Genomic DNA, 21465 nt, shown 5'->3' on the forward strand with positions numbered 1-21465 from the left:
GCGCGAAAGCAAGGAGTTATAGTGCATGCCTTGTCAGCTCAGGCGACTTTTGCTGAGATGGTTATTGACCGTAAACAATTTCCAAGTCGCAAATTTCAATGGTGTGCCAGTTTTCTTAAAGGTTTAGCTATTCTTACGCATTTAGATGAATTGGATCCTGCTTGTGAAGCTTATATTGTGTCCGGGAAGCGGCAGTTAGATTCAAGACGGTATGCCAATTTGCAAGAGTTTGAGCAACAAGATGATTTATATCAGGGACGAACTTTATGGCACCCTCTATGGCAAACAGGAAATGAAGCATTTACCGCATTAATTAAGCGCGCTGGTTTTAGTCTTTTACCTCATCAAAGCCTGGAATGTAGTCCCTGCATTCATGCGAATCTTGGTGAATTAAAGCGTCTGGATGCGCAAGCCTTGCAGCGTTTGGACAAGCTCGAACAGCAAATTAACCAAACCATGTTTCAGCAGCCCATTAATCAATTAGCGAAGTGTTCGGTAAAGGGCAGGATTAAAGAAAATTTAGGTTTACAGCAGTTTGATTTGGGGTGTGGGGCGCCTTGGGGATGCGGTGAGTAAATTGCAGCGAGTTTCGAAAGAAGTCTTATATGGCTAAAGCACTGGCTTATTCTTCGCGTGGAGAGCGGTTCAATAAATTGATCGCTGCTTGTTGTGCTGTGATCTCCCCTTTTAAAAGCGCATTGACCTGGGTACAGATCGGCATATCAACGTCTAGCTCCTCGGCAAGCATGCAAATTTGAGCGGCGTTATGTTTTCCTTCAACAACTTGGCCTATTTGCTTTTCTGCTTCCAAAAGATTAATGCCGCGGCCTAATTGTAAACCAAAACGTCGATTACGTGATTGATCATCCGTACAAGTCAATACCAGATCGCCAACTCCGGCCAGTCCCATAAAGGTTTCTTCGCGAGCTCCCATACGAATGCCTAACCGGCTCATTTCAGCCAAGCCTCGAGTTACTAATGCAGCTTTGGCATTTGCTCCATAACCCAAGCCATCACTAATACCGCAGGCAATAGCCAGTACATTCTTTATTGCACCGCATATTTGGACGCCAACAACATCATTGCTTAAGTAAACACGCAAATTATGGTGATGCAAGAGTGTTTGGATGGCGTGTTGATAATTCAAATTATTACTCGCCAAGGTCAATGCGGTAGGTAATAGTTTGGCTACTTCAGTTGCAAATGAGGGGCCTGAAATAATTGCTATGGGGTAGGATTCCCCCCATTTTTCTGCAACCAATTGACTCGGTAATTTGTGACTAAGTGGATCGATCCCTTTGGTTAGCCAAGACAAGCCATGGGCTGGTTTGGTTAATTGCGCCAATAAGCCAGCAAAGGCGTGGGAGGGAACCGCAATGATCACTTCCGTAGCTAATTTTAAGCATTGAGCGAGGTCAGCAATGGGTTGCAGCGAGTCTGGAAAAATAATAGAAGGGAGATAACGTTTATTACAACGTTGTTCAATCATCGCTTGAACATGCTGGGGGTTATGACCCCACAGCATGACCTGATTACCATAATTTGCTAGATGAATGGCAACCGCAGTGCCCCATGAACCAGCGCCAAGTATGGCAATCGTTGATTTTTTCATAATTAATGGCTTGTTGTCCCAGATTTGTCCGTTGCTTTTTGGTTCTCTTCCAACTGCTGCATATAGAGCGCGTCGAAATTAACGGGTGCTAATACCAATTGAGGGAAGCTACCACGAATAACTTGTGAAGTAATGGCTTCACGCGCATAAGGGAAAAGAATGCTTGGACAGAAACTACCTAACAAATGATCGAGTTGTGCGCCAGCGGCACCTTGGATGGTGAAAATACCGGCTTGCTTAACTTCTACTAAAAAAGCGACAGCATTTTGATTTTTGACTGTTGCAGTAACAGAGAGCACAACCTCATACACGCCTTTCTCTAATACAGTGTTCTGGGTATTCAAATCCAGAGCCAACTCCGGTTCCCACTGTTGTTGGAAAACTGCAGGTGTATTGGGGGTTTCAAAAGATAAATCTTTAGTATAAATACGTTGAATCATAAATTGTGCTTCATCTTGTTGCATATCGCTGGTTTGTTCTGACATTGTTTATTTATCCTCGTAAAAGTTCATCTAATCGCCCTTGGTGTTCCAGAGCGTACATATCATCGCAGCCACCTATTGGTTGGCCGTTTATGAATATTTGCGGCACAGTATGTCTACCGCTTTTTGCTATCATTTCATCCCGTTTAGCAGGTTCTTCATCGATACGGATATCGGTATAAGATATCCCCTTGCTTTCCAATAATTGCCGCGCGCGTATGCAATAAGGGCAGTAGGCGGTGCTATACATGATGACGTTAGCCATGATTTTATTTTCCTTTGACTATAGGCAATTCAGCGGTTTGCCATGCGGTCATGCCACCCGCTAAAGCCATAGGTTGCGTATATCCTTTTTCACGTAATTTGGTGGCGAGTTGAGAGGATTGCAAGCCACGTGCACAAACAAGAATTAAAGGCTTTGTTTTATATTTGTCCATGCGCTGTTCGTTAAAGTCATCGGCTGTAGCACGAATAGCATCAATAATATGACCATTCCGGAAAACTTCTGCTTCCCGGAGATCAAAAACCACCGCATTTTCATGATTGATCAGATTGACAGCAGCCTGTGGTGAAAGTTCTTTAGCCCGCTTTTTCTGAGTTTGTAATTCATTAATGAAAATGATTAATAAAACAACGACCAAGGCGAGCCATAGTCCCCAATGATTTACAATAAACTGACCCAACTGTCCCATCCCTTACCTACCTAATAGCTACAAATAGGCGAATTATCCTTAGAATGTTGTGATAACGCAAGTTATCTATAGACCCATCTGATTAATTAGCGTAAGAACATAAAAAGCACCCATGCTTTTTATGTCGTAAACGAATGGTATCCCGTAAAAAAGACATTGTCTTTTGTATGGCATGCGATGGTATATCAAAGTTGCTCCACCGCATCGAACGCAGTGAGAGATCTCCTGAGTGCCTAAGAGATTCCTCTCTTTGTTCGGAATGACGAAGCAAATGACATCATGCATGCTACCAACATTGAGACTAAAGTGCTTTTCTTGCCATCTCTTGTAAACGTTTTATTCGCTCGCTGGTTAACGGGTGGGTTTTAAAAAGTTCTGCTAATTGTTCTCCACTTAAAGGGTTAACAATAAACATATGAGCAGTAGCAGGATGCTCCTCAGCAGCCTGAAATTGTCCTTGTTGATTAGCGTTTTCAAGTTTAGCTAAGGCACTGGCCAGCCATAAGGGATGCCCGCATAATTGAGCCCCGCCCGCATCTGCTTCATATTCGCGTGAGCGCGAAACAGCCATTTGAATCAAGCCAGCTGCCAGAGGAGCAAGAAACATCATTAGCATGCTGACCAGAGGGTTAGGACGATCCTCATCCGAAGAGTGACTAAACATGGAGGTCCACATAAACAAATTAGCGATACTACTGATTGCTCCAGCAAGTGTAGCAGCGATTACACTGATTAATGTGTCATGATGAATGACGTGCGCCATTTCATGAGCCAGGACACCCGTTAATTCTTCCTGAGTCATACGGTTTAACAAACCGCTGGTTACAGCAATACTTGCATGTTCAGGATTGCGGCCTGTCGCAAAGGCATTGGGTGTGGGGTTATCAATAGCGTAAACCTTGGGCATTGGAATTTGAGCTTTAGCGGCTAATTGGGTCACGATGCTGTATACCGGATGACTAGGGTTTAATGGTTGGGCATTGTACATGCGCAAAACCAATTGATCAGAATACCAATAAGCACCGAAATTCATAATAACAGCGAATACAAGCGCTATTAGTAAGCCTGTACGCCCACCTAATAGACTGCCAATTACCAGCAATAAGGCAGTTAAGGCAGCCAATAAAATAAAAGTTTTCATAGTATTCATGACTAATCCCTACCCAATACTTACGTTCGTTTAGCCGATATAAAAAGCAGAATTCTGCTTTTTTATATCGAACTCACGCGCGTTAATTTAAATAGAAGGTAGTGGCAGCTATCGTTAATTTCAAGTCGTTGCGTCAAATAGTTGCATGACTTCCGGCAGGGGCTGTCCGACAGCTGCAGAGGGGTATTTTAGCGCCAGAATAGCTGCAAGGGTCGGTGCAATATCTGTGATGCTGACCATTTTGCTAATTCGTTGTGCTTTAAAAGCTGGATTAACAAATAGCAAAGGAACATAACTGTCGTATTGCCACGGGGTTCCATGCGCTACACGCTGTTCATTTTTATCGGCCAGGGCTTGATAAGGTGGGGCAACCAGATACAGGTCGCCAGAACGATTGGGAAACGCCATTTTATCTACTTTGGCGCTTAACCAATCATGTTCGGTATTAGCAAAGGGCATTGGATAAGCTTGAAAAATCGCCGCTTGTTGACGAAGAGTCCCGGCTAAGTAGACACTGACTTCATTAACGGATAATTGGTGTTTATTAATTAGCTGATGGTTAAGGTAGATGTAGGGTAGTGAAATGGCCTGCAAACTATTCGGTGGCAGTTGAAAACGTTTCGCCAGGGTGTGCTCAATTAAAGTTTGTAACGCAGGTAATTTTAATGAATTATTTTCCTTGATTTGATGGGCAGCAAGATAGACAGGAGAATCGCTGACGCCATGATCAGCTGTTAACACAATCAGGGTGTTTTCCAGGCCAACTTGCTTGTCAATGACGGCTAATAATGTTGCTAATGTTTTATCGAGCCGTAGTAGATTATCTTCCGATTCAAGGCTATTGGGACCGAATTGATGTCCAATTGCATCAACAGCAGAAAAGCTTATTGCTAAATAATCGGTTTTGTCAGGGTTTGCACCTAATTTTTCTTCACGTAAGAGATGAATGGCAAAATCAGCTGTTAACTCATCAGCGATAGGGGTCATGGATAAAAATTTATAATAGGTGGGTGAATCAGGAGTTCCTAAATGATGGGGAAAATCGCAGCCAAAACCTGGGAAGCGATTTTTGAATGTGGGGGAATTTGCATAGTGGTAATTACTGGTTTGATTACTCAAAGTCCAGGTTTCATTTTTTGCTTCATAGCGTTTATTCCATTGATTGACCCATTGCGGATACGTGTCGTAATAGTGACGACTGGTCACAAAACCACCGTTTTCTTTATCAAACCAAAATGCCTTCCCCGCGTGGCCTGCCAGCGTAATGGCGCCCCTATCTTTCAGGGAGACGGCAAAAGCCCGGCCAGCTTGAGCTAATACAAGTTCATCACTGAAGGTGGAGGCTAATAAGTTACGGGGAGAGCGCCCGGCCAGTTCTTTTTCGTGCGCGAAGTTGGTAAGATCTTACTTTGTATATCTTCGACACAATAAATGCTTTGTTGTCTTTGTTTATCATACCAATCATTATTAACAATGCCATGCAGGGCTGGATAACTACCTGTAGCAATAGTGGCATGGCCTACACAGGTGACGGTATTTGCATGCGGGTGATGAGCATTATGGTAATCAAGACCATGTGCTAACAAATAATTGAAGCCGTCTTTACCAAATTTTCGATGATATTGGTTAATCAAATCGCCACGTAATTGATCGACAACAAGCTGGACAATAAGCCTGGGTGGTTTAATTTCGGCAAAGACGCTGCTAACGCAAAGTAAGAGTAAGACGCTGATGCTTTTTTCATCGTTGACCCCAGAGATTAATAAAAATTTAAATAGCGGCATCCTAAAGGAGTTTGACCTGTTGGTAAATAGATTAACAGCGCAAATTTTGTCAATACTGTCAAAATTTATAGTGCCCAGTGATTTGCAGAGGAAAAATATTAGACAATCAGGTCGTTATGCTTCAACGGGATAGCCAGACATTGCCCACTCAATAATACCCCCATCTATGGAATAAACTTCTTGGTATCCCATAGTGATTAGGTATTGTGCCGCGTACAGGGATCTGACCCCTCCCTTGCAATAAAGATAAACAGGTTTATGTCGCTCAGGAACTGCTGATTCGATGCAGGCAGGCAAGGTATCTTTGGGAATATGCAGCGCATTGGGAATACGAGATGCTTCCCATTCATAGGGTTCGCGAACATCAATTAAACATAAATGAGGATCAAGTTCTTGGCGCTTTTTCAATTCATGAACGTCAATAATCACAGGGTCAGTCATGGCGTCTCTCTTAGGGCAGGTCGGGTTAGCGTTGAATGATGGATAAACCAGTATATAGCGGCTGTAATAACACCACCAATCAGCGTAGCGAAAGCCCAGGTTGCTGCAGATACCAAAGCGGGGCGCTGTCCTAGTTTATATAAATTACCTGCATCACGTGCTACAGCTCCAGCAAAGAGAACATGCAAGATGGCAGTGATCAGCATGAGAAGATAATACATAGTTTGAAGCTGACTTTCATATTGCTGCATGATTTCAGTTAACATTTATAGAAGCTCCCTGCATTTGTCTTGATTGTCGCCATGATAACAGAAAAAGGGCGCTGATGACGCAAAAGATAGCCAGGCTTTGTAAATAGTTTGGCGTTTCATCAAACACAATAAATCCCCAGAATAAACCCGTCAAGGCAACCATACCGCCTGTTAAACTATAGAAAACCGGCCCAGCCAGGCGAACCAGCTGGAAAAAAGTATATAACCGAGGCTCGATAACACTATTTCTAATAGAACCACTTGTTTGGCTGTCGTGAAAGGTGTGCTGAGAGGATAAAATGCCTGTTGTTGGATGACCGTGGGAGTCAATAACAGGGAGGCCGCAAGTAACATGCCACTGGCAGCTTGTAAGGCATTTAATTTTTGCGGTTGATAGGCTGCAATATAAATCGAACAAAGTGCAAAACACAGTGGGCTAATTAAAGCAAGTAACGTCCAGTTTGAGAATAAATGTTCACTGGCTGGGGCAATGATGAGTAGAATACCAGTCATACCCAATGCAAGAGCAAGAATACGCCATACATCAAAACGCTCTTGACCGGCAGCCAAGGCAAGAGGATACACCAGCAGGGGCACTGTATTCACTAAAACCGCTAGTAAGCCTGCTGGAATATGAGGTGCGATGAAATACATATTGGTATTTGGTATCGCAATACCTACCAAACCGCATATAAGGAAATAGGACCAATTTCTAGGTTGTAGTAAAGCGTTATTTTGAGTGATAAAACTTGTCAGTGATAATAATAAAGCTGGTCCCAATGCTTGCCAGAATGCATACCCCAAGGGTGGCACACCATTGGTCATTGCGTATTTAGCCAAGCTATAACCTGAGCCCCAGATAAAACCCAGTATTATTAAAAGGATGACTGCCAATAAAGTTTTGGAGTTATTCACACTGCACTCTCATTGATTAAATCTCCCGCTTTGTTATCTACAAGAAAGAAGTAATTATAACGTGAACAGAATCAGAGCGGTATCTGGGAATTTAGGCTGCTTTGCTCAGGCACGGAACCGCAGTATATCTCAATCAGCGTGAACTGGATTCCGTGCTCTGTACTCTGTACCGACGAAGCCAATTTACTATCATGATAAAAAGGTCTAATCGTTTTCATGCTTTGATTCACTCCTTAACCTGGGTTACCATCTTTTGATAATTTATCTCGGGAGAGAAGATGCAAGCTAATGATGTTCCTGTACCTCATTTGACTACAGCGCATTACGGTCCTTTACATCATGTGGAAAAAGTCATCTTAAATCAGGTGGCGACAATTGAATCATGGTTCCGGCAAAAATGGCGGGAAACACCGCCGCCACTGACGTCTTCAGTCGATTTGCGTCATGCAGGTTTTAAATTAGCACCAGTAGATACCAATTTATTTCCTGCTGGCTTTAATAATCTGAACCGTGATTTTCTGCCTTTGTGTATCCAGGCTGCTCAATCGGTTTTAGATGATTACCTGCCCACCTGTAAAAAAATTTTGTTGCTGCCGGAGAGCCACACACGTAATCGTTTTTATTTACAGAGTCTGGCTGTCTTGCGTGATATTTTTATGAAGGCAGGTTTTATAGTACGTATAGGCAGTTTAGATCCGGAACTAACATCACCTACAGAAATGCATACCGATGAGGGTGTAAGCTTGCTCATAGAACCTTTGCAGCGGCATGGTGATCGCGTTGGATTAGCGGATTTCAATCCTTGCATGTTATTGTTAAATAATGATTTATCTTCAGGTATCCCGGAAGTTTTACAAGGTATAAAGCAAGCGATAAGACCGACCGCAAAATTGGGCTGGTCTACAAGATTAAAATCTAAGCACTTCCATTTTTTGATCAGGTCGCTATGGAGTTTGCGCAATTACTGGATATTGATTCCTGGTTCATTAATCCCTACTTTTCTGCAGTTGATGGTGTTGATTTCATGGCTCAGGAAGGAGTGGATGATTTAGCTGAGCAAGCTGATAAATTACTCGCTTTGATCAAAGATAAATATGCAACTTATGAAATTTCAGAACAGCCCTTCCTGGTTGTCAAAGCAGATAATGGCACCTATGGAATGAGTGTAATGATGGTGCATGATGCAGAGGAATTACGCCAACTTAACCGCAAGCAACGTACCCGCATGGCTGCTAGTAAAGGAAGTCGTAAAGTAGACCGTGTTATGATTCAGGAAGGCGTATACACGTTTGAAACTATGCCTGATGGTGCAGTAGCAGAACCTGTTGTTTATATGATCGGTCAATTTGTGGTGGGCGGTTTTTATCGTGTCCATCAAGGACGAGGGACAAATGAGAACCTTAATGCACCTGGTATGCATTTTGAGCCACTGGCTTTTGCGCAAGCTTGTAATATGCCGCGTAATGATTTGGCGGTAGTTGACTGTCCTAACCGTTTTTACGCTTATGGTGTTATCGCGCGTCTTGCTGCGCTCGCTGCAGCGAGGGAAATTGCAGCAGTTGGAGGGGAGTAGACATGAAACTCGCAGTGCTGATGGATCCTTTACACAAGCTAAAGCCCTATAAAGATTCAACGGTTGCTATGCTTAAAAGTGCACAAGCTATGGGTTGGTCTTGTGTCTATTTTACCCTTGCTGATTTGTATTGTCAGGAGGGGCGTGCTTTTGGACAAATGTTTACCCTTAAAGTGGGCGATGAAACCAGTGAGAATTGGGCAGAGAGTACTGCTCTGGGTGAACACGCTTTAGCAGAGTTTGACATTATTTTAATGCGTAAAGACCCACCTTTTGACATGGAATACATCTATGCAACCTACGCGTTAGATTTAGTGGAGCATGAAGGAGTTTTGGTAGCCAATAAACCTCAAAGTTTACGTGATGCCAATGAAAAATTTTTTACACTCAATTTTCCGCAATGTTGTCCACCCATGTTAGTTAGCCGGGATATGGATCGCTTACGTGCGTTCTGGCATGAGCATCGCAATGTTATTTTTAAACCGCTTGAAGGAATGGGAGGAAATTCAGTTTTTCATGTTGATGAGAAATCCCATAATTTATCGGTCATTCTGGAAGTGTTGACTAAGGGGCAGCAGATTAGTGTGATGGCGCAGCAGTACATTCCTGACATTATTACCTCTGGTGATAAGCGCATTTTACTAATTAATGGTGAACCTGTGCCTTATGCTCTGGCGCGTATTCCAGCAAAAGGCGAGTTACGCGGTAATCTTGCTGCAGGCGCTCATGGCAAGGTTGTAGCAATTACAGACAGGGATCGCTGGCTTTGTCAGCAAATTGCGCCAACGCTTAAAGCCAAGGGTTTGTATTTTGTCGGAATTGATGTGATAGGTGATTATTTAACTGAAATTAATGTAACTAGTCCTACCTGTATTCGAGAAATAGAGGCAGAAACAGGATTGGATATTGCCGGTGATTATATGCGTTGCCTGGCTGCTTTGGTTTCTTCCTAATATGGAGGTTTCGAATCTATCTCCTTAATATCCGGGACATTATTTCCCACTGTGTTCGGAATGACGGAGAAGTTTCTTTATTCTTAAACTCCGCCGCTAAATCCTAATTGGCGCCAAGCTTCAAATAAAATAATTGCTACAGAATTGGATAAGTTTAGACTGCGGCTGTTTGCACACATTGGAATGCGAATAGTCGTATAGCGTTCTCTTAATGCAACTGGTAAGCCGCGTGTTTCAGGTCCAAAAAGCAAGAGATCATCGTCTTGATAGTTAACTGTACTATAATTTTTTCACTTTTAGTTGAACAGGCGAAGATCCGACGTTGTTGATTTTTTCTATAAAACTGTGTTCATTATCGTAGTGGATTATATTGGTCCATTCATGATAATCCAACCCTGCACGCCGCATGCGCTTGTCATCTAGCTCGAATCCTAAGGGATGAATTAGATGAAGCTGTGCGCCGCTATTTGCGCACAGACGAATGATGTTACCCGTATTAGGTGGAATTTCAGGTTGGTAGAGGGCTATGTGCAGCATGGCTATTACTTTTTGGATTCTGGTTTAGATGCTGTTGAGGCTGGCTCTTCGTCGTCAACATAATCTTCTCCGCCTTCCCCATCATCATCGACGTAGAGAGAACCATTATCTTGTTCACCTGTGATGCGAAAATGACGGTGCTGCAAATAGGCGTCACGGATAAAGGTATATTTATCCAAAGCCTGGTCTATCAAACGCTCATTTTCAAGCAATTGCGAGCGTAGATCGACATACCTCAGTCCAGCTAATGCATAAACAATCCCATCACTGAAAAGATATGGATAGGGAGTAAATACAGTATAATCGAAGATCATACCCATGCCGTCACGGATGGTGCTAGGCCCCAAGAAAGGTATAACAATATAAGGGGATTGTTTATCACCCCATTTGGCAAACGTTAACCCTAAATCATTATAGTGCGGCGGCAAACCAAAGCGTTTATCCGCTACATCAAAAATACCCACTACTCCGAAGGTCGAGTTTATTAAAAAGCGCCAGCTGTCTTTGATCGTATAGCGCCAGTCAGCTTGGAGTACATCATTCGCGACGGTCGGAAGCATGGCTACATTATTGTAGGCATTATTGATGCCCATCCGCATTAGCGGAGGTACAGCTGCCTTATAAAATTTTGCTGGGGGTTTTAAAAAGGTAGCATCAAAGGCCATGTTAAATTTATGAATTTCACGGTTAAGCGGCTCATAAGGATCATCAGGATTTGGACCTTTGTGTACACAGGCAGACAAAACGAACGAGCAGATCAAGGTCGTGAAGATACCAATTAAGCGCATGATTATTTAATTTTTGATTGCGAGAATTGATGTTACAACACTTTATGTGTCTTGGAAACGATTCTTAGCAGACAAATCAAAGGAAGATCTAGATCTTAATTTTTAACTTTGGCGTGCAAACTAAAATTGTAATAAAAAAGTGACTGGACCATCGTTACAGAGATGAACTTGCATATCAGCACCAAACTGTCCGCATGCTACCTTAGGATGCATTTTAAAAGCAAAATGCAGTAAGTGATTAAACAATAATCGGCCTGTTTCTGGTGTTGCTGCTTTGGAAAAACTGGGGCGTAAGCCCTTCTTTGTGTCAGCTACTAAGGTAAATTGTGGTACTAATAATAAACCACCTTCTATCTCCTTGAGGCTTAAATTCATTTTACCTTGCGCATCACTAAAAAATGCGATAATTAAGGCATTTTTCCAGCATACGAAGTAGGGTCGATTCTTGATCAGTACTTTCAAAACCACAGAGAATTAGTAGGCCTTGTGCAATTTCACCTACAATCTGCTCATTAATAACGACTTTTGCTTCATTAACTCGTTGTACTACAACTAACATACATCTAAACCTTGACGGGAAATTTCTTTGCTTGCAGTAATGATTGCATCGATAATCCCTGCCTCTTGATCTGAATGACCCGCTTCTCGCACTATTCTTAAATTTGAAGCAGGCAGAGTTTGATGTAATTCCCAAGCTCCTGCCAAGGGACATATCATATCGTAACGACCGTGAATAAGATAAGTAGGCAGATGTCTAATTTTATGCACATTAGCTAGAACCTGATTTTCTTCAATAAAAAATTGTTATTAATAAAATGCGATTCTAGAGTAGCAAGTGCAAGGGCAAAATGAGGTTCGCTATAGTGCTCAATCACGTTAATATGAGGTTGTAAACTGCTACAATGTGCTTGCCATAACGCCCAGTTCTTAGCTGCGGCCATACGAGCGAGCTCATTGTCGCCTTGCAGGCATTTAGCATAATAATGAGTAATTTGATGTTGCTCTTCTGCTGGGTACCAGGCTAATAAATTCTTGCCAATAATCAGGATAGATTAGGTTCGCACCTTGACGATAAAACCAATCTATATCCCGTTGCCGACCTAAAAAAACATGATGTAATAATAAGGCATGTACTTGCTGCGGATATAATTGCGCATAGAGTAAGGCCAACAACGAACCCCCAGCCGCCACCAAATAGTACAAAGCGTGTGATGTTTAAGTAATCACGAATGGTATCAATGTCATCAAGCAAATTTTGCGTGCTATTATTCTTAAGTTCAGCGTGGGGAGTTGAGCGCCCACAACCACGCTGATCAAATAAGACAATGCGATAAATTTGCGGATCAAAAAAACGACGCAAATGGTTCGCTCCTTCTGCACCGGGCCCCGAATGTAACACGAGCACTGGTAAACCAGTTGGGTTACCGGTTTCTTCCACATAAAGTACATGAGGCTCACTGACCGCTAATTCGCTGCATTTGTAAGGCTTAATGGGAGGATAGAGAGCATGCATGATAGTCTCGTTAATTTTTATATCATCTTATACCTTGCACAGGGATATTGAAAAGATACTTTGTGAACCGGATAAAATTAGCATAGCAAAACTTTGTCTTTGACTGCTAAATTTAAGATAATAGGTTTTTTGAAATCTAATGCGTCTACAAGAGGGTATTAATGAAAACACTGCTTGATGGATTAAATGAGAAGCAACGTGAAGCGGTGACTGCACCCTTAGGCAATATCCTGGTTTTGGCTGGTGCTGGTAGTGGTAAAACACAAGTACTGGTTAGCCGTATTGCCTGGCTTATTGACCAACAGCAAATATCTCCACATGCGATTCTGGCAGTAACGTTTACCAATAAAGCAGCAGGTGAGATGAGGGCACGACTAAACGCTATGCTTAAGACGCCCTTGTTGGGACTTTGGGTTGGCACTTTTCATGGGTTATGCCATCGTTTACTGCGTCGGCATTATCAAGCAGCTAAATTACCTGAACAATTTCATATTTTGGATAGCGAAGATCAGGCGCGCATTATTAAGCGGGTTATTACTGCTTTGAATCTCGATGACGAGCAGTGGCCGGTAAAACAAGCTCAAGCGTTTATTAATAGTAAAAAAGATGAAGGTTTAAGACCACAACATATTAATGCCCTGCCTTATGGTCCAACTCGCACTCTAATACAGATTTACAAGGCTTATGAGCAAGCATGTCAGACTGCCGGCGTGATTGATTTTGCTGAGCTATTATTACGTACCCATGAATTATTGCGCGATAACGCTGACCTTCTGGCCCATTACCGTCAGCGATTCCAAGCTATTTTGGTGGATGAATTTCAAGACACGAATACAATTCAGTACGCTTGGATTCGCTTACTTGCAGGCGAGCATACAGCAGTCATGGCAGTAGGTGATGATGATCAATCTATCTATGGTTGGCGTGGTGCTAAAGTAGAAAATATCGAGCAATTTTCACTTGATTTTAAAGGCACCAAGATCATTAAACTTGAACAAAATTATCGCTCAACAGGGACAATTTTGGATGCTGCAAATGCATTGATTACCAACAATAACTCACGCATGGGCAAAAATTTGTGGACCGCTGGCGCTGCTGGCGAGAAGATTGTTATCTATAGTGCTTTCAATGAATTGGAAGAAGCGCGTTTTGTTAGTGAGCGCATTACTATGGAAATTAATCAGGGTCGTGGCGCACATGAAATTGCAGTTTTGTATCGCTCCAATGCGCAATCACGTGTTATAGAAGAAGCTTTATTGCGTGCTGGTATTGCTTACCGTATTCATGGTGGTGTACGTTTTTTGAACGCGCAGAGATAAAAGATACGCTTGCTTACCTGCGTCTCTTGGCTAATTGTGATGATGATACGGCTTTTGAGCGTATTGTGAACTTCCCCACTCGCGGTATCGGTGAGAAAACGTTGGAAGAATTGCGTCAGCAAGCAAGAACAGAACAGATTTCTTTATGGCTGGCGGCTAAAGCGGCCTTACAAAAACAGCTTTTACCGCAACGAGCCGCGTCAGCTTTAGCCAATTTTATGGCATTAATCGAAAAATTGCAGGCACATACCCTCCACATGGAGTTAGACGAGCAAATCGCAGCAGTCATTGAACTCAGCGGTTTGTATGCTCACTTTACAAAAATAAAAGGTGATAAATCAGAATCTCGTTTGGATAACTTGCAGGAATTGATCAATGCAGCGAAACAGTTTCGTTATGAACAGGATGTTGAGGAAGAATTGCCTTTATTGGTTGCTTTTCTGGCTCATGCGTCTTTGGAAGCAGGTGAGATGCAAGCTGAAGAGCATGAACGCTATGTACATCTAATGACTTTGCATGCTGCTAAGGGTTTGGAATTCCCTTTGGTTTTCTTGGTTGGTATGGAAGAGGGTGTTTTTCCAGGCAAGCAGTCCATGGAAGAACCGGGCCGTTTAGAAGAAGAGCGACGTTTGTGTTATGTGGGTATGACGCGAGCGATGGAGAAATTAGTATTATCTTATGCCGAAGTTCGCCGTCAATATGGACGGGAAGAATATCATCGACCTTCACGTTTTTTACGAGAATTACCAGAAGACTTGTTAGATGAGGTGCGTGTCAAATCACGTACGCAAATACCCGTATCGCAAAAAATTTACCTTCTGCCGTAGCAAAAGAAGCGGGCTTAAAGCTTGGTCAAAATGTAACTCATGCCAAATTTGGTCAAGGAGTAGTATTAGCGGTTGAGGGAAGTGGCGCTCACACACGGGTGCAAATAAAATTTGCAGATGAAGGGAGCAAGTGGCTAGTTTTGGCCTATGCCAATTTGACCATACTTGAGGATTGCATGCCTTTTTAAGTAACTCACGAACGCCATCTTGTAAATGCGCAGCATTTATACGGGATCTAGGGTCAATAATGAAGCAATACATCAATACAGTCGAGTTTCGAAGAAAAGTCTATTGAATTTAGTTTAAGCTGGTGCTACGTTTCTGTTGTCAAAAATAAAGGATCGTCCTAACTATCCTGAGTTCTAAGCTTAGTTACTTAGGTCTGACAATCTTAACCATAACAAGGGGAAAGGCGTGAAATTTACAAGTTTATTAGCAGCTGGCGCACTGTTGACAGCAATGAACTCGCCGGTAGCAATGGCTGCCGATACTGATACTATGACAGATGTGCAAAAAAAGCGATTGAAAAAGTAGTGCATGATTATTTGATTAATAATCCTGAAGTGTTAATAGAAGCCTCACAAGCACTCCAGCAAAAGCAGCAGCAAACCATGCAACAGCAAGCGCAGGCAGCGATTAAAGACAATGCCAGTCAATTGTTTAGTGATAGTATGGCCGTGGCTGGTAACCCCAAAGGCAGTGTGACTCTGGTAGAGTTTTTTGATTACCAATGTATCCATTGCAAAAAATGGCCCCTGTACTCAGTGACTTAGTCAAGAAAGACAACAATCTCCGTGTTATTTATAAAGAGTTTCCTATTTTCGGTAAAAGTTCCGAATTAGCATCTAGAGCTGCTTTGGCCGCCAGCATGCAAGGAAAATATCAAGTGATGCATGATGCTTTACTCAAGCAAGAAAAGCGTTTGAATGAACAGCTGATATTAAGTACTGCAAAATCACTTGGCCTGAATATAGCGAAACTTAAAACGGATATGAATAGCAAAGCAGTGACTGATGTCTTAAATAATAATCGTGAGCTTGCAGAAAAATTGCGTTTGATGGGTACACCAGCGTTTATTATTGCTGCTACACCAGCCGGTAAACTAAAAGAAGGCAGTATGCCAGCCTTTATTCCAGGTGCCGCCAGTGAAGAAGCACTGCAAGAGTTGATTAAAAAAGCAGTTGCTAATCAATAGACAGGAATTCAATGGCGTTAATTGAACCTGAATGCGTTCGAAGCTGAGCCCTTCGAGAGGTGTCGTGCCGTCTCGAAGCGCCTGTATCAAGGCTTCGAGACGGTGCTTCACACACCGCCTACGCTCGACGGGACACCTATTATCGTTTAACTTGACGTTGTTGAGGCTGAATTATCTGGTAGTAAAATAAAAGTCATTGCATTAAGGATAATTAGCAATAAGATGTTTTGAAAGTAAACTACCACTAAAGCAGATACCGACTAAGCCTGTTATAATAGGATTTGTGATGGGCTTATTAGTCGCTCCGTGTCTTCTTTTCCACTTATGCAGGGGTTCGAAAGAAGTCTATTTATTCCTTCAAGTGTGAACGGAAAGAATGATAGTATCTTGCCATTCATAAAGCTTTACCCGTTATTTTTGAGACAAACATGACAAAACCCAGTACTTTCCAGGATATTATTTTAGCTCTACAACAATTTTGGGCTGCAGAGGGTTGTGTATTGTTACAACCTTTGGATATGGAGGTAGGGGCTGGAACGTTCCACCCAGCTACTTTTTTACGAGCTATAGGACCTGAGCCATGGTCGGTAGCCTATGTGCAGCCTTCGCGGCGACCAACTGATGGACGCTATGGGGAAAACCCCAATCGGGGCCAGCATTATTATCAGTTTCAAGTTATTTTGAAACCTTCCCCTCTTGATATACAAGAAAAATATTTGAACTCTCTGCGTGCTTTAGGCGTTGATCCTTTGGCAGATGATATTCGTTTTGTCGAAGATAATTGGGAATCACCTACACTGGGTGCCTGGGGATTAGGCTGGGAAGTTTGGCAAAATGGTATGGAAGTGTCGCAGTTCACCTATTTTCAACAAGTGGGTGGTTTAGTATGTAAACCAATTACTGGTGAATTGACTTATGGTCTTGAGCGGTTGGCTATGTATGTATTAGGTGTTGATAATATGTTTGACTTGCCTTGGTGTGAAACAACACATGGTGTTGTCACCTACGGTGATGTGTTTCATCAAAACGAAGTTGAAATGTCAGCTTACAATTTCGAACACGCCAATGTGGATGCTTTGTTTAAGCAATTTGATTACTACGAAGGAGAGGCTGAGAAATTGGTTGCTTTAAATCTTCCCTTACCGGCCTACGAAATGGTCATTAAAGCGTCTCATGCCTTTAATTTGTTAGACGCACGGCGGGCGATTTCTGTAACGGAACGGCAACGTTATATTTTACGGGTGCGCCATTTGTCCCGATCAGTGGCACAAGCTTATTATGAGGCGCGTGAGGCGCTAGGATTCCCTATGCAAAAGGTGTGTGATGGCGAATGATTTTTATTTGAATTAGGTTGTGAAGAGCTTCCTTCTGCGTCTGTTTGGCCTTTAGCTGAGGCTTTAGCAAATAATTTTTAGCCGCTCTGGAAAAAGCGAAGATTCATCATACTGGTGTGAAGTTTTTTGCAACACCAAGGCGTTTGGCTGTTCTTGTGTCTGGTCTGCAAGAGGAGCAGCCTAGCCAAGTGGTATCTCGCCGTGGCCCCGCGCTAGCTGCTGCTTATGATGCAGAAGGTAAACCTACTTCAGCTTTATTAGGGTTTGCGAAATCTTGTGGGGTAGACGTACGTGATTTAATCACCAGCAAAACCGATAAGGGTGAGTGGCTACTGCATGAATCTAATGTTAACGGGGCAAAAACAAGTGAATTATTACCTGCGATGATTAATCAAGTATTAGCCACTTTACCCATTGCTAAACCCATGCGATGGGGGTGTGGGGATGCTGAATTTGCGCGGCCAGTTCACTGGGCGGTAATGCTGTTTGGAAATGAAGAGATAGTCTGTGATATTTTAGGTGTGAAGACTGGGCGACATAGTTATGGTCACCGTTTTCATCACCCACAAGCGATAGAGATAAAAACCACAAGATTATGAAGCCCTATTACAAGATGCATTTGTGGTTGCTGATTTTGGTAAACGCCGAGCATTGATAGTTAAGCAAGTGGAACAACTTGCCAAAGAACAAGATGCACAAGCAATTATGCCAGATGATTTACTTGATGAAGTCACCTCAATAGTTGAATGGCCGCAAGCATTGTATGCCAGTTTTGATCAGGATTTTCTGGAGGTACCTGCAGAAGCATTGATTGCATCTATGCAGTCACACCAAAAATGTTTTGCTTTACAAAATAGCAGTGGAAAATTGTTAGCGAATTTTATTACGGTCAGTAATATTAGTAGTACCAATCCTAAGCAGGTTATTAGTGGCAATGAAAAAGTGATGCGTGCCAGATTAAGTGATGCTGCTTTCTTCTTCCGCAAAGACAAAGAACTGGCGTTGAGCCACCATATTGAAGCCACCAAGAAAGTTGTGTTTCAAGCACGCCTAGGTAGCTTGTATGATAAAGCTAAACGTATGCGGGATTTAATGACGTATCTGACCATACCACTTCGATTAAATGAAGACGAGGCCCAGCGAGCAGCAGAATTAAGTAAATGTGATCTATTGACGGGAATGGTCGGTGAGTTTCCTGAGTTACAAGGCTTGATGGGTTATTATTATGCTCATCATGATAAAGAAACAGACGGTGTGGCAATTGCCCTCAACGAACAATATATGCCTCGTTTTGCGGCGGATCAATTACCCAAAACTGATTTAGGTCTCGCCTTATCTTTGGTTGAGCGTTTGGATACCTTGGTTGGTATTTTTGCTATTGGCCAAAAACCCTCTGGTGTTAAAGATCCATTTAAGTTACGTCGTCATGCGCTTGCAGTTGTACGTCTGTTGCTTGCTACGCCAGTAAAACTTTGTTTGTCTGAGTTAATAGAAAAAACGGTTACCCTGTATGCGGATATTTTGCCTGCAGAAGCAAACGCTTCTTTGACAGAATTACAGCCTTTTATTTTGGAACGGATGCAATCTTATTATCAGAGTCAAGATTTGAGTGTCGATTTAGTCCACGCGGTTCGTGCTCGTCAAGATGATTGGTTGTATGACTTTGATAAACGGATTAAAGCGCTGGCAGCCTTTACTAAACAACCAGAAGCAGTTGTTTTATCAGCAGCTTGTAAACGGGTAAATAACTTGTTACAACAAGCGGAGCAACGTGGATTTTCAGTTATTGATGAGGCCTTGTTGGAAGAAGGCGCTGAAAGGGCACTTTATACCCATTTACAAGCAATGGAAAATATTGTGCAGCCTCTCTACGCGACAGGTGATTATGGGCATATTCTTACTCAGCTTGCCAGTTTGCGTGAGCCAGTAGATGCTTTTTTTGAGCATGTAATGGTGATGGTTGATAATAAAGATGTCAAAACGAACCGCTTGTGTTTATTGGCTCGTCTGCAAGCCCTGTTACAAGGTGTTGCTGATATTTCTCTCTTACAAATCGACTTATGAATAGACTTCCTTCGAAAGTGGTCCTGTTAGACAGGGATGGCGTAATCAACCAGGACTCTCTTCACTATATTAAATCGGTTGATGAATTTATCTTTTTACCTGGTAGCGTGGAAGCGATCGCTGCTTTAACCAAGGCCGGGTATCGTATTGGTGTTGCTACTAATCAATCGGGCGTTTCTCGTGGCTATTATAATGAAGAAGCGCTTGCAGCGATTCATGAAAAACTTTTACAACATGTTCGTACTGCAGGAGGCGACATTGAAGCAATTGAATATTGCATCCATATGCCCGATCAAGGTTGTTTTTGCCGCAAGCCAAATCCAGGGATGCTATATGCATTAGCTAGAAAATTACAGTGTACGTTGATTGATACGCCATTTATTGGAGACAGAGTATCTGATATTCAGGCTGCAGAATCTGTAGGAGCAAAACCACTACTCGTTTTTTCACCGATGACCGATAGGGTAGCTTTACAGGCCTATCCCCATGTCCCTGTTTTTAATACGCTTGCACAATGTGTCAAGCAGTTATTAGCATCATGAATGATCAATTGGCAATTGGCTACGAAAATGAAACACTGCGGGAGCAAGCACAGCAGCTTGCTGTACAATTGGGATTCGAGATCAATAATCAAGCTACTAAGCAATTGCTAGTGACCAGCGAAAGATTGGTTCTGAAAATTCCTACTTTTTCACCCTTGTATGCTGATTTCACCACGTCGACTTGGCAAAAACGTCGTGATGCGGGGAAAAAACAGGGGCTGGTACGCGCTTGCAAACCCGGTCCAGGAATGCGAATTATTGACGTGACTGCAGGGTGGGGGAGAGACGCTGCCGTACTCGCCAGTTTTGGTGCGCAAGTGCTTATGATAGAACGCCAGCAGGTCATGGCTGTCTTACTTGCTGATGCTTTGATGCGTCGAGATGAGCATTCTAAAGAGCTCTTGAAACTCACAGTAAAGAATTGCGATGCGCTTCATTACTTGCAAGTTTTACCTTTAAGTGCCTACCCAGAGGTCATTTACATGGATCCTATGCATCCACAACGACAAAAAACGGCACTCGTCAAGAAAGATATGCAAGCGTTGCAACAGCTTATTGGTGCTGATGACGATGCGTTAGCCCTTTTAGAGCTAGCCAAAACCAGAGCCCTTAAAAGAGTAGTTGTGAAATGGCCGCAACATTTGCCCGCTCTTCTGCCACCGACTAGCAGTATCGCAGGCAAAACAGTTCGGTTCGATATCTATACCAGTATTCCTGGCTAGCGAAATATAATCAATCTTTAGGCTAGATCAAATTCGCTCCATTCTTCGCGCAAACGCTTTTGCTCAAAAAGGTCTTCAATGCGTCGGCGTCTTTCCAATTTGGTGCTTAAATTGGTTTCAGTGCTCATTTCCGTTGAGTTAATATTTTCTTCAAGCCCTATCTCCAAATCATCAAAACGTTGAGTACTCATGGTCGTCCTCCTTTACTGGGCTGTATTGAATTCCATAACATGTTATGGTTACGGATCTTTACCATCTTGGTAAGTGTTCTACTCAAGTATTGGGAGCAGAAATCCAGCAATAGATTTCTTTCGAATAATTGCCTGAATTTTCTAATAAAATAACAGAATTCCACTGCCAGAGACAGTGGAATTTTTAGGCATTGATACGCGGAATTAATCAGAATGTTTAGTTAGGACTTCCGAGAGAAGGCGTCGTAGAACCATGTGTTGGTGGAGGAGCAGTCCTCATTTCCTGGAGTTTTTGCTTGATGCTGACTGTTTCTGATTTAGCGCCTGGTGAGTTAAAGACCCGTCCTTCACGTTCCTGGGCAATTTTTTCGGATTCTCTTTTAGCTTTAGTTAGGCGGCTGGGTTCATCCTCAAATAATTTATCTGTTTCTTTGAGCTTTCCTTTTTCATATTTTTCGGTAAGTGATTTACCATTGACTACGATATTAATATCTTTCGGATCGAAACCTGCCTTAATAGAGGCTTCGTAAGCTTTTTTACCTAATTCCTTTGCTTTATCAGGATCGGCTGCATTGATTTC

20 protein-coding genes and 6 pseudogenes are annotated in these 21465 nt (G+C 42.6%); 10 read left to right on the forward strand and 16 right to left on the reverse strand.

What is annotated here, in order from left to right; all coding sequences use genetic code 11:
- Positions 1 to 576, forward strand: a 576-nt coding sequence (locus BN58_RS07465; protein WP_019216305.1) for a hypothetical protein, incomplete at its 5' end; no start/stop codon positions are given.
- Positions 577 to 622: 46 nt separating this feature from the next.
- On the opposite strand, the gene BN58_RS07470 is transcribed toward BN58_RS07465, so the two are convergent.
- The 9 genes and pseudogenes from BN58_RS07470 to BN58_RS23080 form a co-directional block, all read right to left on the reverse strand.
- The gene (locus BN58_RS07470) at positions 623 to 1612 is read right to left on the reverse strand and encodes an NAD(P)H-dependent glycerol-3-phosphate dehydrogenase (RefSeq protein WP_019216306.1); all 990 of its coding nucleotides are present in this window, start codon (positions 1610 to 1612) and stop codon (positions 623 to 625) included.
- Positions 1613 to 1614: 2 nt separating this feature from the next.
- Positions 1615 to 2097, reverse strand: coding sequence for a protein-export chaperone SecB (gene secB / locus BN58_RS07475; protein WP_019216307.1), 483 nt, complete (start codon positions 2095 to 2097; stop codon positions 1615 to 1617).
- A 7-nt stretch (positions 2098 to 2104) separates the two neighbouring features.
- Entirely contained in the window at positions 2105 to 2359 is a 255-nt protein-coding gene (grxC, locus tag BN58_RS07480) for a glutaredoxin 3 (RefSeq protein ID WP_019216308.1), read from the reverse strand.
- A 4-nt stretch (positions 2360 to 2363) separates the two neighbouring features.
- On the reverse strand, positions 2364 to 2786 hold the full coding sequence (locus BN58_RS07485; RefSeq protein WP_019216309.1) for a rhodanese-like domain-containing protein: 423 nt from the start codon (positions 2784 to 2786) through the stop codon (positions 2364 to 2366).
- Between the two features lie 301 nt (positions 2787 to 3087).
- The gene (gene htpX / locus BN58_RS07490) at positions 3088 to 3936 is read right to left on the reverse strand and encodes a zinc metalloprotease HtpX (RefSeq protein WP_019216310.1); all 849 of its coding nucleotides are present in this window, start codon (positions 3934 to 3936) and stop codon (positions 3088 to 3090) included.
- A gap of 120 nt (positions 3937 to 4056) precedes the next feature.
- Positions 4057 to 5720, reverse strand: a pseudogene (locus tag BN58_RS23075) (alkaline phosphatase family protein).
- Between the two features lie 114 nt (positions 5721 to 5834).
- Positions 5835 to 6161, reverse strand: a complete 327-nt coding sequence (locus BN58_RS07500; RefSeq protein WP_019216311.1) for a rhodanese-like domain-containing protein — start codon at positions 6159 to 6161, stop codon at positions 5835 to 5837.
- The gene (locus BN58_RS07505; protein ID WP_019216312.1) at positions 6158 to 6427 is read right to left on the reverse strand and encodes a hypothetical protein; all 270 of its coding nucleotides are present in this window, start codon (positions 6425 to 6427) and stop codon (positions 6158 to 6160) included. The genes BN58_RS07500 and BN58_RS07505 overlap by 4 nt, the downstream gene beginning before the upstream one ends.
- 156 nt (positions 6428 to 6583) lie before the next feature.
- On the reverse strand, positions 6584 to 7327 hold the full coding sequence (locus BN58_RS23080) for a DMT family transporter (protein ID WP_019216314.1): 744 nt from the start codon (positions 7325 to 7327) through the stop codon (positions 6584 to 6586).
- A 278-nt stretch (positions 7328 to 7605) separates the two neighbouring features.
- On the opposite strand from BN58_RS23080, the pseudogene gshA reads away from it, so the two are divergent.
- Positions 7606 to 8900, forward strand: a pseudogene (gene gshA, locus BN58_RS23085) (glutamate--cysteine ligase).
- Between the two features lie 2 nt (positions 8901 to 8902).
- Complete coding sequence (gene gshB, locus BN58_RS07520) at positions 8903 to 9853, forward strand: glutathione synthase (protein ID WP_019216315.1); 951 nt, start codon at positions 8903 to 8905, stop codon at positions 9851 to 9853.
- An 83-nt stretch (positions 9854 to 9936) separates the two neighbouring features.
- Here the strand turns inward: gshB and trmL are convergent.
- The 5 genes and pseudogenes from trmL to BN58_RS33315 all read right to left on the reverse strand — a co-directional run bounded on the left by trmL (position 9937) and on the right by BN58_RS33315 (position 12691).
- Positions 9937 to 10390: pseudogene (gene trmL / locus BN58_RS23090) on the reverse strand (tRNA (uridine(34)/cytosine(34)/5-carboxymethylaminomethyluridine(34)-2'-O)-methyltransferase TrmL).
- A 5-nt stretch (positions 10391 to 10395) separates the two neighbouring features.
- Positions 10396 to 11178 (reverse strand): MlaA family lipoprotein, encoded by a 783-nt coding sequence (locus BN58_RS23095; protein ID WP_051131862.1) that lies wholly within the window; start codon positions 11176 to 11178, stop codon positions 10396 to 10398.
- Positions 11179 to 11298: 120 nt separating this feature from the next.
- A pseudogene (dtd, locus tag BN58_RS23100) lies at positions 11299 to 11737 on the reverse strand (D-aminoacyl-tRNA deacylase).
- On the reverse strand, positions 11731 to 11946 hold the full coding sequence (locus BN58_RS33310) for a hypothetical protein (protein WP_232220426.1): 216 nt from the start codon (positions 11944 to 11946) through the stop codon (positions 11731 to 11733). The pseudogene dtd and the gene BN58_RS33310 overlap by 7 nt, the downstream one beginning before the upstream one ends.
- Positions 11947 to 12220: 274 nt before the next feature.
- Positions 12221 to 12691 (reverse strand): alpha/beta fold hydrolase, encoded by a 471-nt coding sequence (locus BN58_RS33315; protein ID WP_232220427.1) that lies wholly within the window; start codon positions 12689 to 12691, stop codon positions 12221 to 12223.
- Positions 12692 to 12852: 161 nt separating this feature from the next.
- Here BN58_RS33315 and uvrD point away from each other — a divergent pair.
- The 7 genes and pseudogenes from uvrD to BN58_RS07570 all read left to right on the forward strand — a co-directional run bounded on the left by uvrD (position 12853) and on the right by BN58_RS07570 (position 20694).
- Positions 12853 to 15025 (forward strand): annotated as a pseudogene (gene uvrD / locus BN58_RS23110) (DNA helicase II).
- Between the two features lie 345 nt (positions 15026 to 15370).
- The gene (locus BN58_RS37625; protein ID WP_408605470.1) at positions 15371 to 15610 is read left to right on the forward strand and encodes a hypothetical protein; all 240 of its coding nucleotides are present in this window, start codon (positions 15371 to 15373) and stop codon (positions 15608 to 15610) included.
- On the forward strand, positions 15586 to 16032 hold the full coding sequence (locus BN58_RS37630; protein ID WP_408605471.1) for a DsbA family protein: 447 nt from the start codon (positions 15586 to 15588) through the stop codon (positions 16030 to 16032). Before BN58_RS37625 ends, BN58_RS37630 begins: the two co-directional genes overlap by 25 nt.
- Positions 16033 to 16460: 428 nt before the next feature.
- Complete coding sequence (glyQ, locus tag BN58_RS07555) at positions 16461 to 17366, forward strand: glycine--tRNA ligase subunit alpha (protein ID WP_019216319.1); 906 nt, start codon at positions 16461 to 16463, stop codon at positions 17364 to 17366.
- 116 nt (positions 17367 to 17482) lie between these two features.
- Positions 17483 to 19430, forward strand: a pseudogene (glyS, locus tag BN58_RS23120) (glycine--tRNA ligase subunit beta).
- Positions 19427 to 19972, forward strand: a complete 546-nt coding sequence (gene gmhB, locus BN58_RS07565; protein ID WP_019216322.1) for a D-glycero-beta-D-manno-heptose 1,7-bisphosphate 7-phosphatase — start codon at positions 19427 to 19429, stop codon at positions 19970 to 19972. Before glyS ends, gmhB begins: the two are co-directional and overlap by 4 nt.
- The gene (locus BN58_RS07570) at positions 19969 to 20694 is read left to right on the forward strand and encodes a class I SAM-dependent methyltransferase (RefSeq protein WP_019216323.1); all 726 of its coding nucleotides are present in this window, start codon (positions 19969 to 19971) and stop codon (positions 20692 to 20694) included. The genes gmhB and BN58_RS07570 overlap by 4 nt, the downstream gene beginning before the upstream one ends.
- A gap of 17 nt (positions 20695 to 20711) precedes the next feature.
- Here BN58_RS07570 and BN58_RS31625 read toward each other — a convergent pair whose 3' ends face one another.
- On the reverse strand, positions 20712 to 20885 hold the full coding sequence (locus BN58_RS31625) for a PA3496 family putative envelope integrity protein (RefSeq protein WP_019216324.1): 174 nt from the start codon (positions 20883 to 20885) through the stop codon (positions 20712 to 20714).
- A gap of 217 nt (positions 20886 to 21102) precedes the next feature.
- Positions 21103 to 21465, reverse strand: a 363-nt coding sequence (locus tag BN58_RS31630; protein WP_026069333.1) for a hypothetical protein, incomplete at its 5' end; no start/stop codon positions are given.

The organism is Legionella tunisiensis, assembly GCF_000308315.1.
Lineage (GTDB): Bacteria > Pseudomonadota > Gammaproteobacteria > Legionellales > Legionellaceae > Tatlockia > Tatlockia tunisiensis.

Coding starts and splice junctions, on each gene's coding strand:
- BN58_RS33315 (WP_232220427.1), bottom strand. CDS start 12,691: ATGCATGCTCTCTATCCTCCCATTAAGCCTTACAAATGCAGCGAATTA.
- grxC (WP_019216308.1), bottom strand. CDS start 2,359: ATGGCTAACGTCATCATGTATAGCACCGCCTACTGCCCTTATTGCATA.
- BN58_RS07470 (WP_019216306.1), bottom strand. CDS start 1,612: ATGAAAAAATCAACGATTGCCATACTTGGCGCTGGTTCATGGGGCACT.
- BN58_RS07570 (WP_019216323.1), top strand. CDS start 19,969: ATGAATGATCAATTGGCAATTGGCTACGAAAATGAAACACTGCGGGAG.
- htpX (WP_019216310.1), bottom strand. CDS start 3,936: ATGAATACTATGAAAACTTTTATTTTATTGGCTGCCTTAACTGCCTTA.
- gshB (WP_019216315.1), top strand. CDS start 8,903: ATGAAACTCGCAGTGCTGATGGATCCTTTACACAAGCTAAAGCCCTAT.
- BN58_RS07505 (WP_019216312.1), bottom strand. CDS start 6,427: ATGTTAACTGAAATCATGCAGCAATATGAAAGTCAGCTTCAAACTATG.
- BN58_RS37630 (WP_408605471.1), top strand. CDS start 15,586: ATGGCCCCTGTACTCAGTGACTTAGTCAAGAAAGACAACAATCTCCGT.
- BN58_RS23095 (WP_051131862.1), bottom strand. CDS start 11,178: ATGCGCTTAATTGGTATCTTCACGACCTTGATCTGCTCGTTCGTTTTG.
- BN58_RS31625 (WP_019216324.1), bottom strand. CDS start 20,885: ATGAGTACTCAACGTTTTGATGATTTGGAGATAGGGCTTGAAGAAAAT.
- gmhB (WP_019216322.1), top strand. CDS start 19,427: ATGAATAGACTTCCTTCGAAAGTGGTCCTGTTAGACAGGGATGGCGTA.
- BN58_RS07500 (WP_019216311.1), bottom strand. CDS start 6,161: ATGACTGACCCTGTGATTATTGACGTTCATGAATTGAAAAAGCGCCAA.
- BN58_RS07485 (WP_019216309.1), bottom strand. CDS start 2,786: ATGGGACAGTTGGGTCAGTTTATTGTAAATCATTGGGGACTATGGCTC.
- secB (WP_019216307.1), bottom strand. CDS start 2,097: ATGTCAGAACAAACCAGCGATATGCAACAAGATGAAGCACAATTTATG.
- glyQ (WP_019216319.1), top strand. CDS start 16,461: ATGACAAAACCCAGTACTTTCCAGGATATTATTTTAGCTCTACAACAA.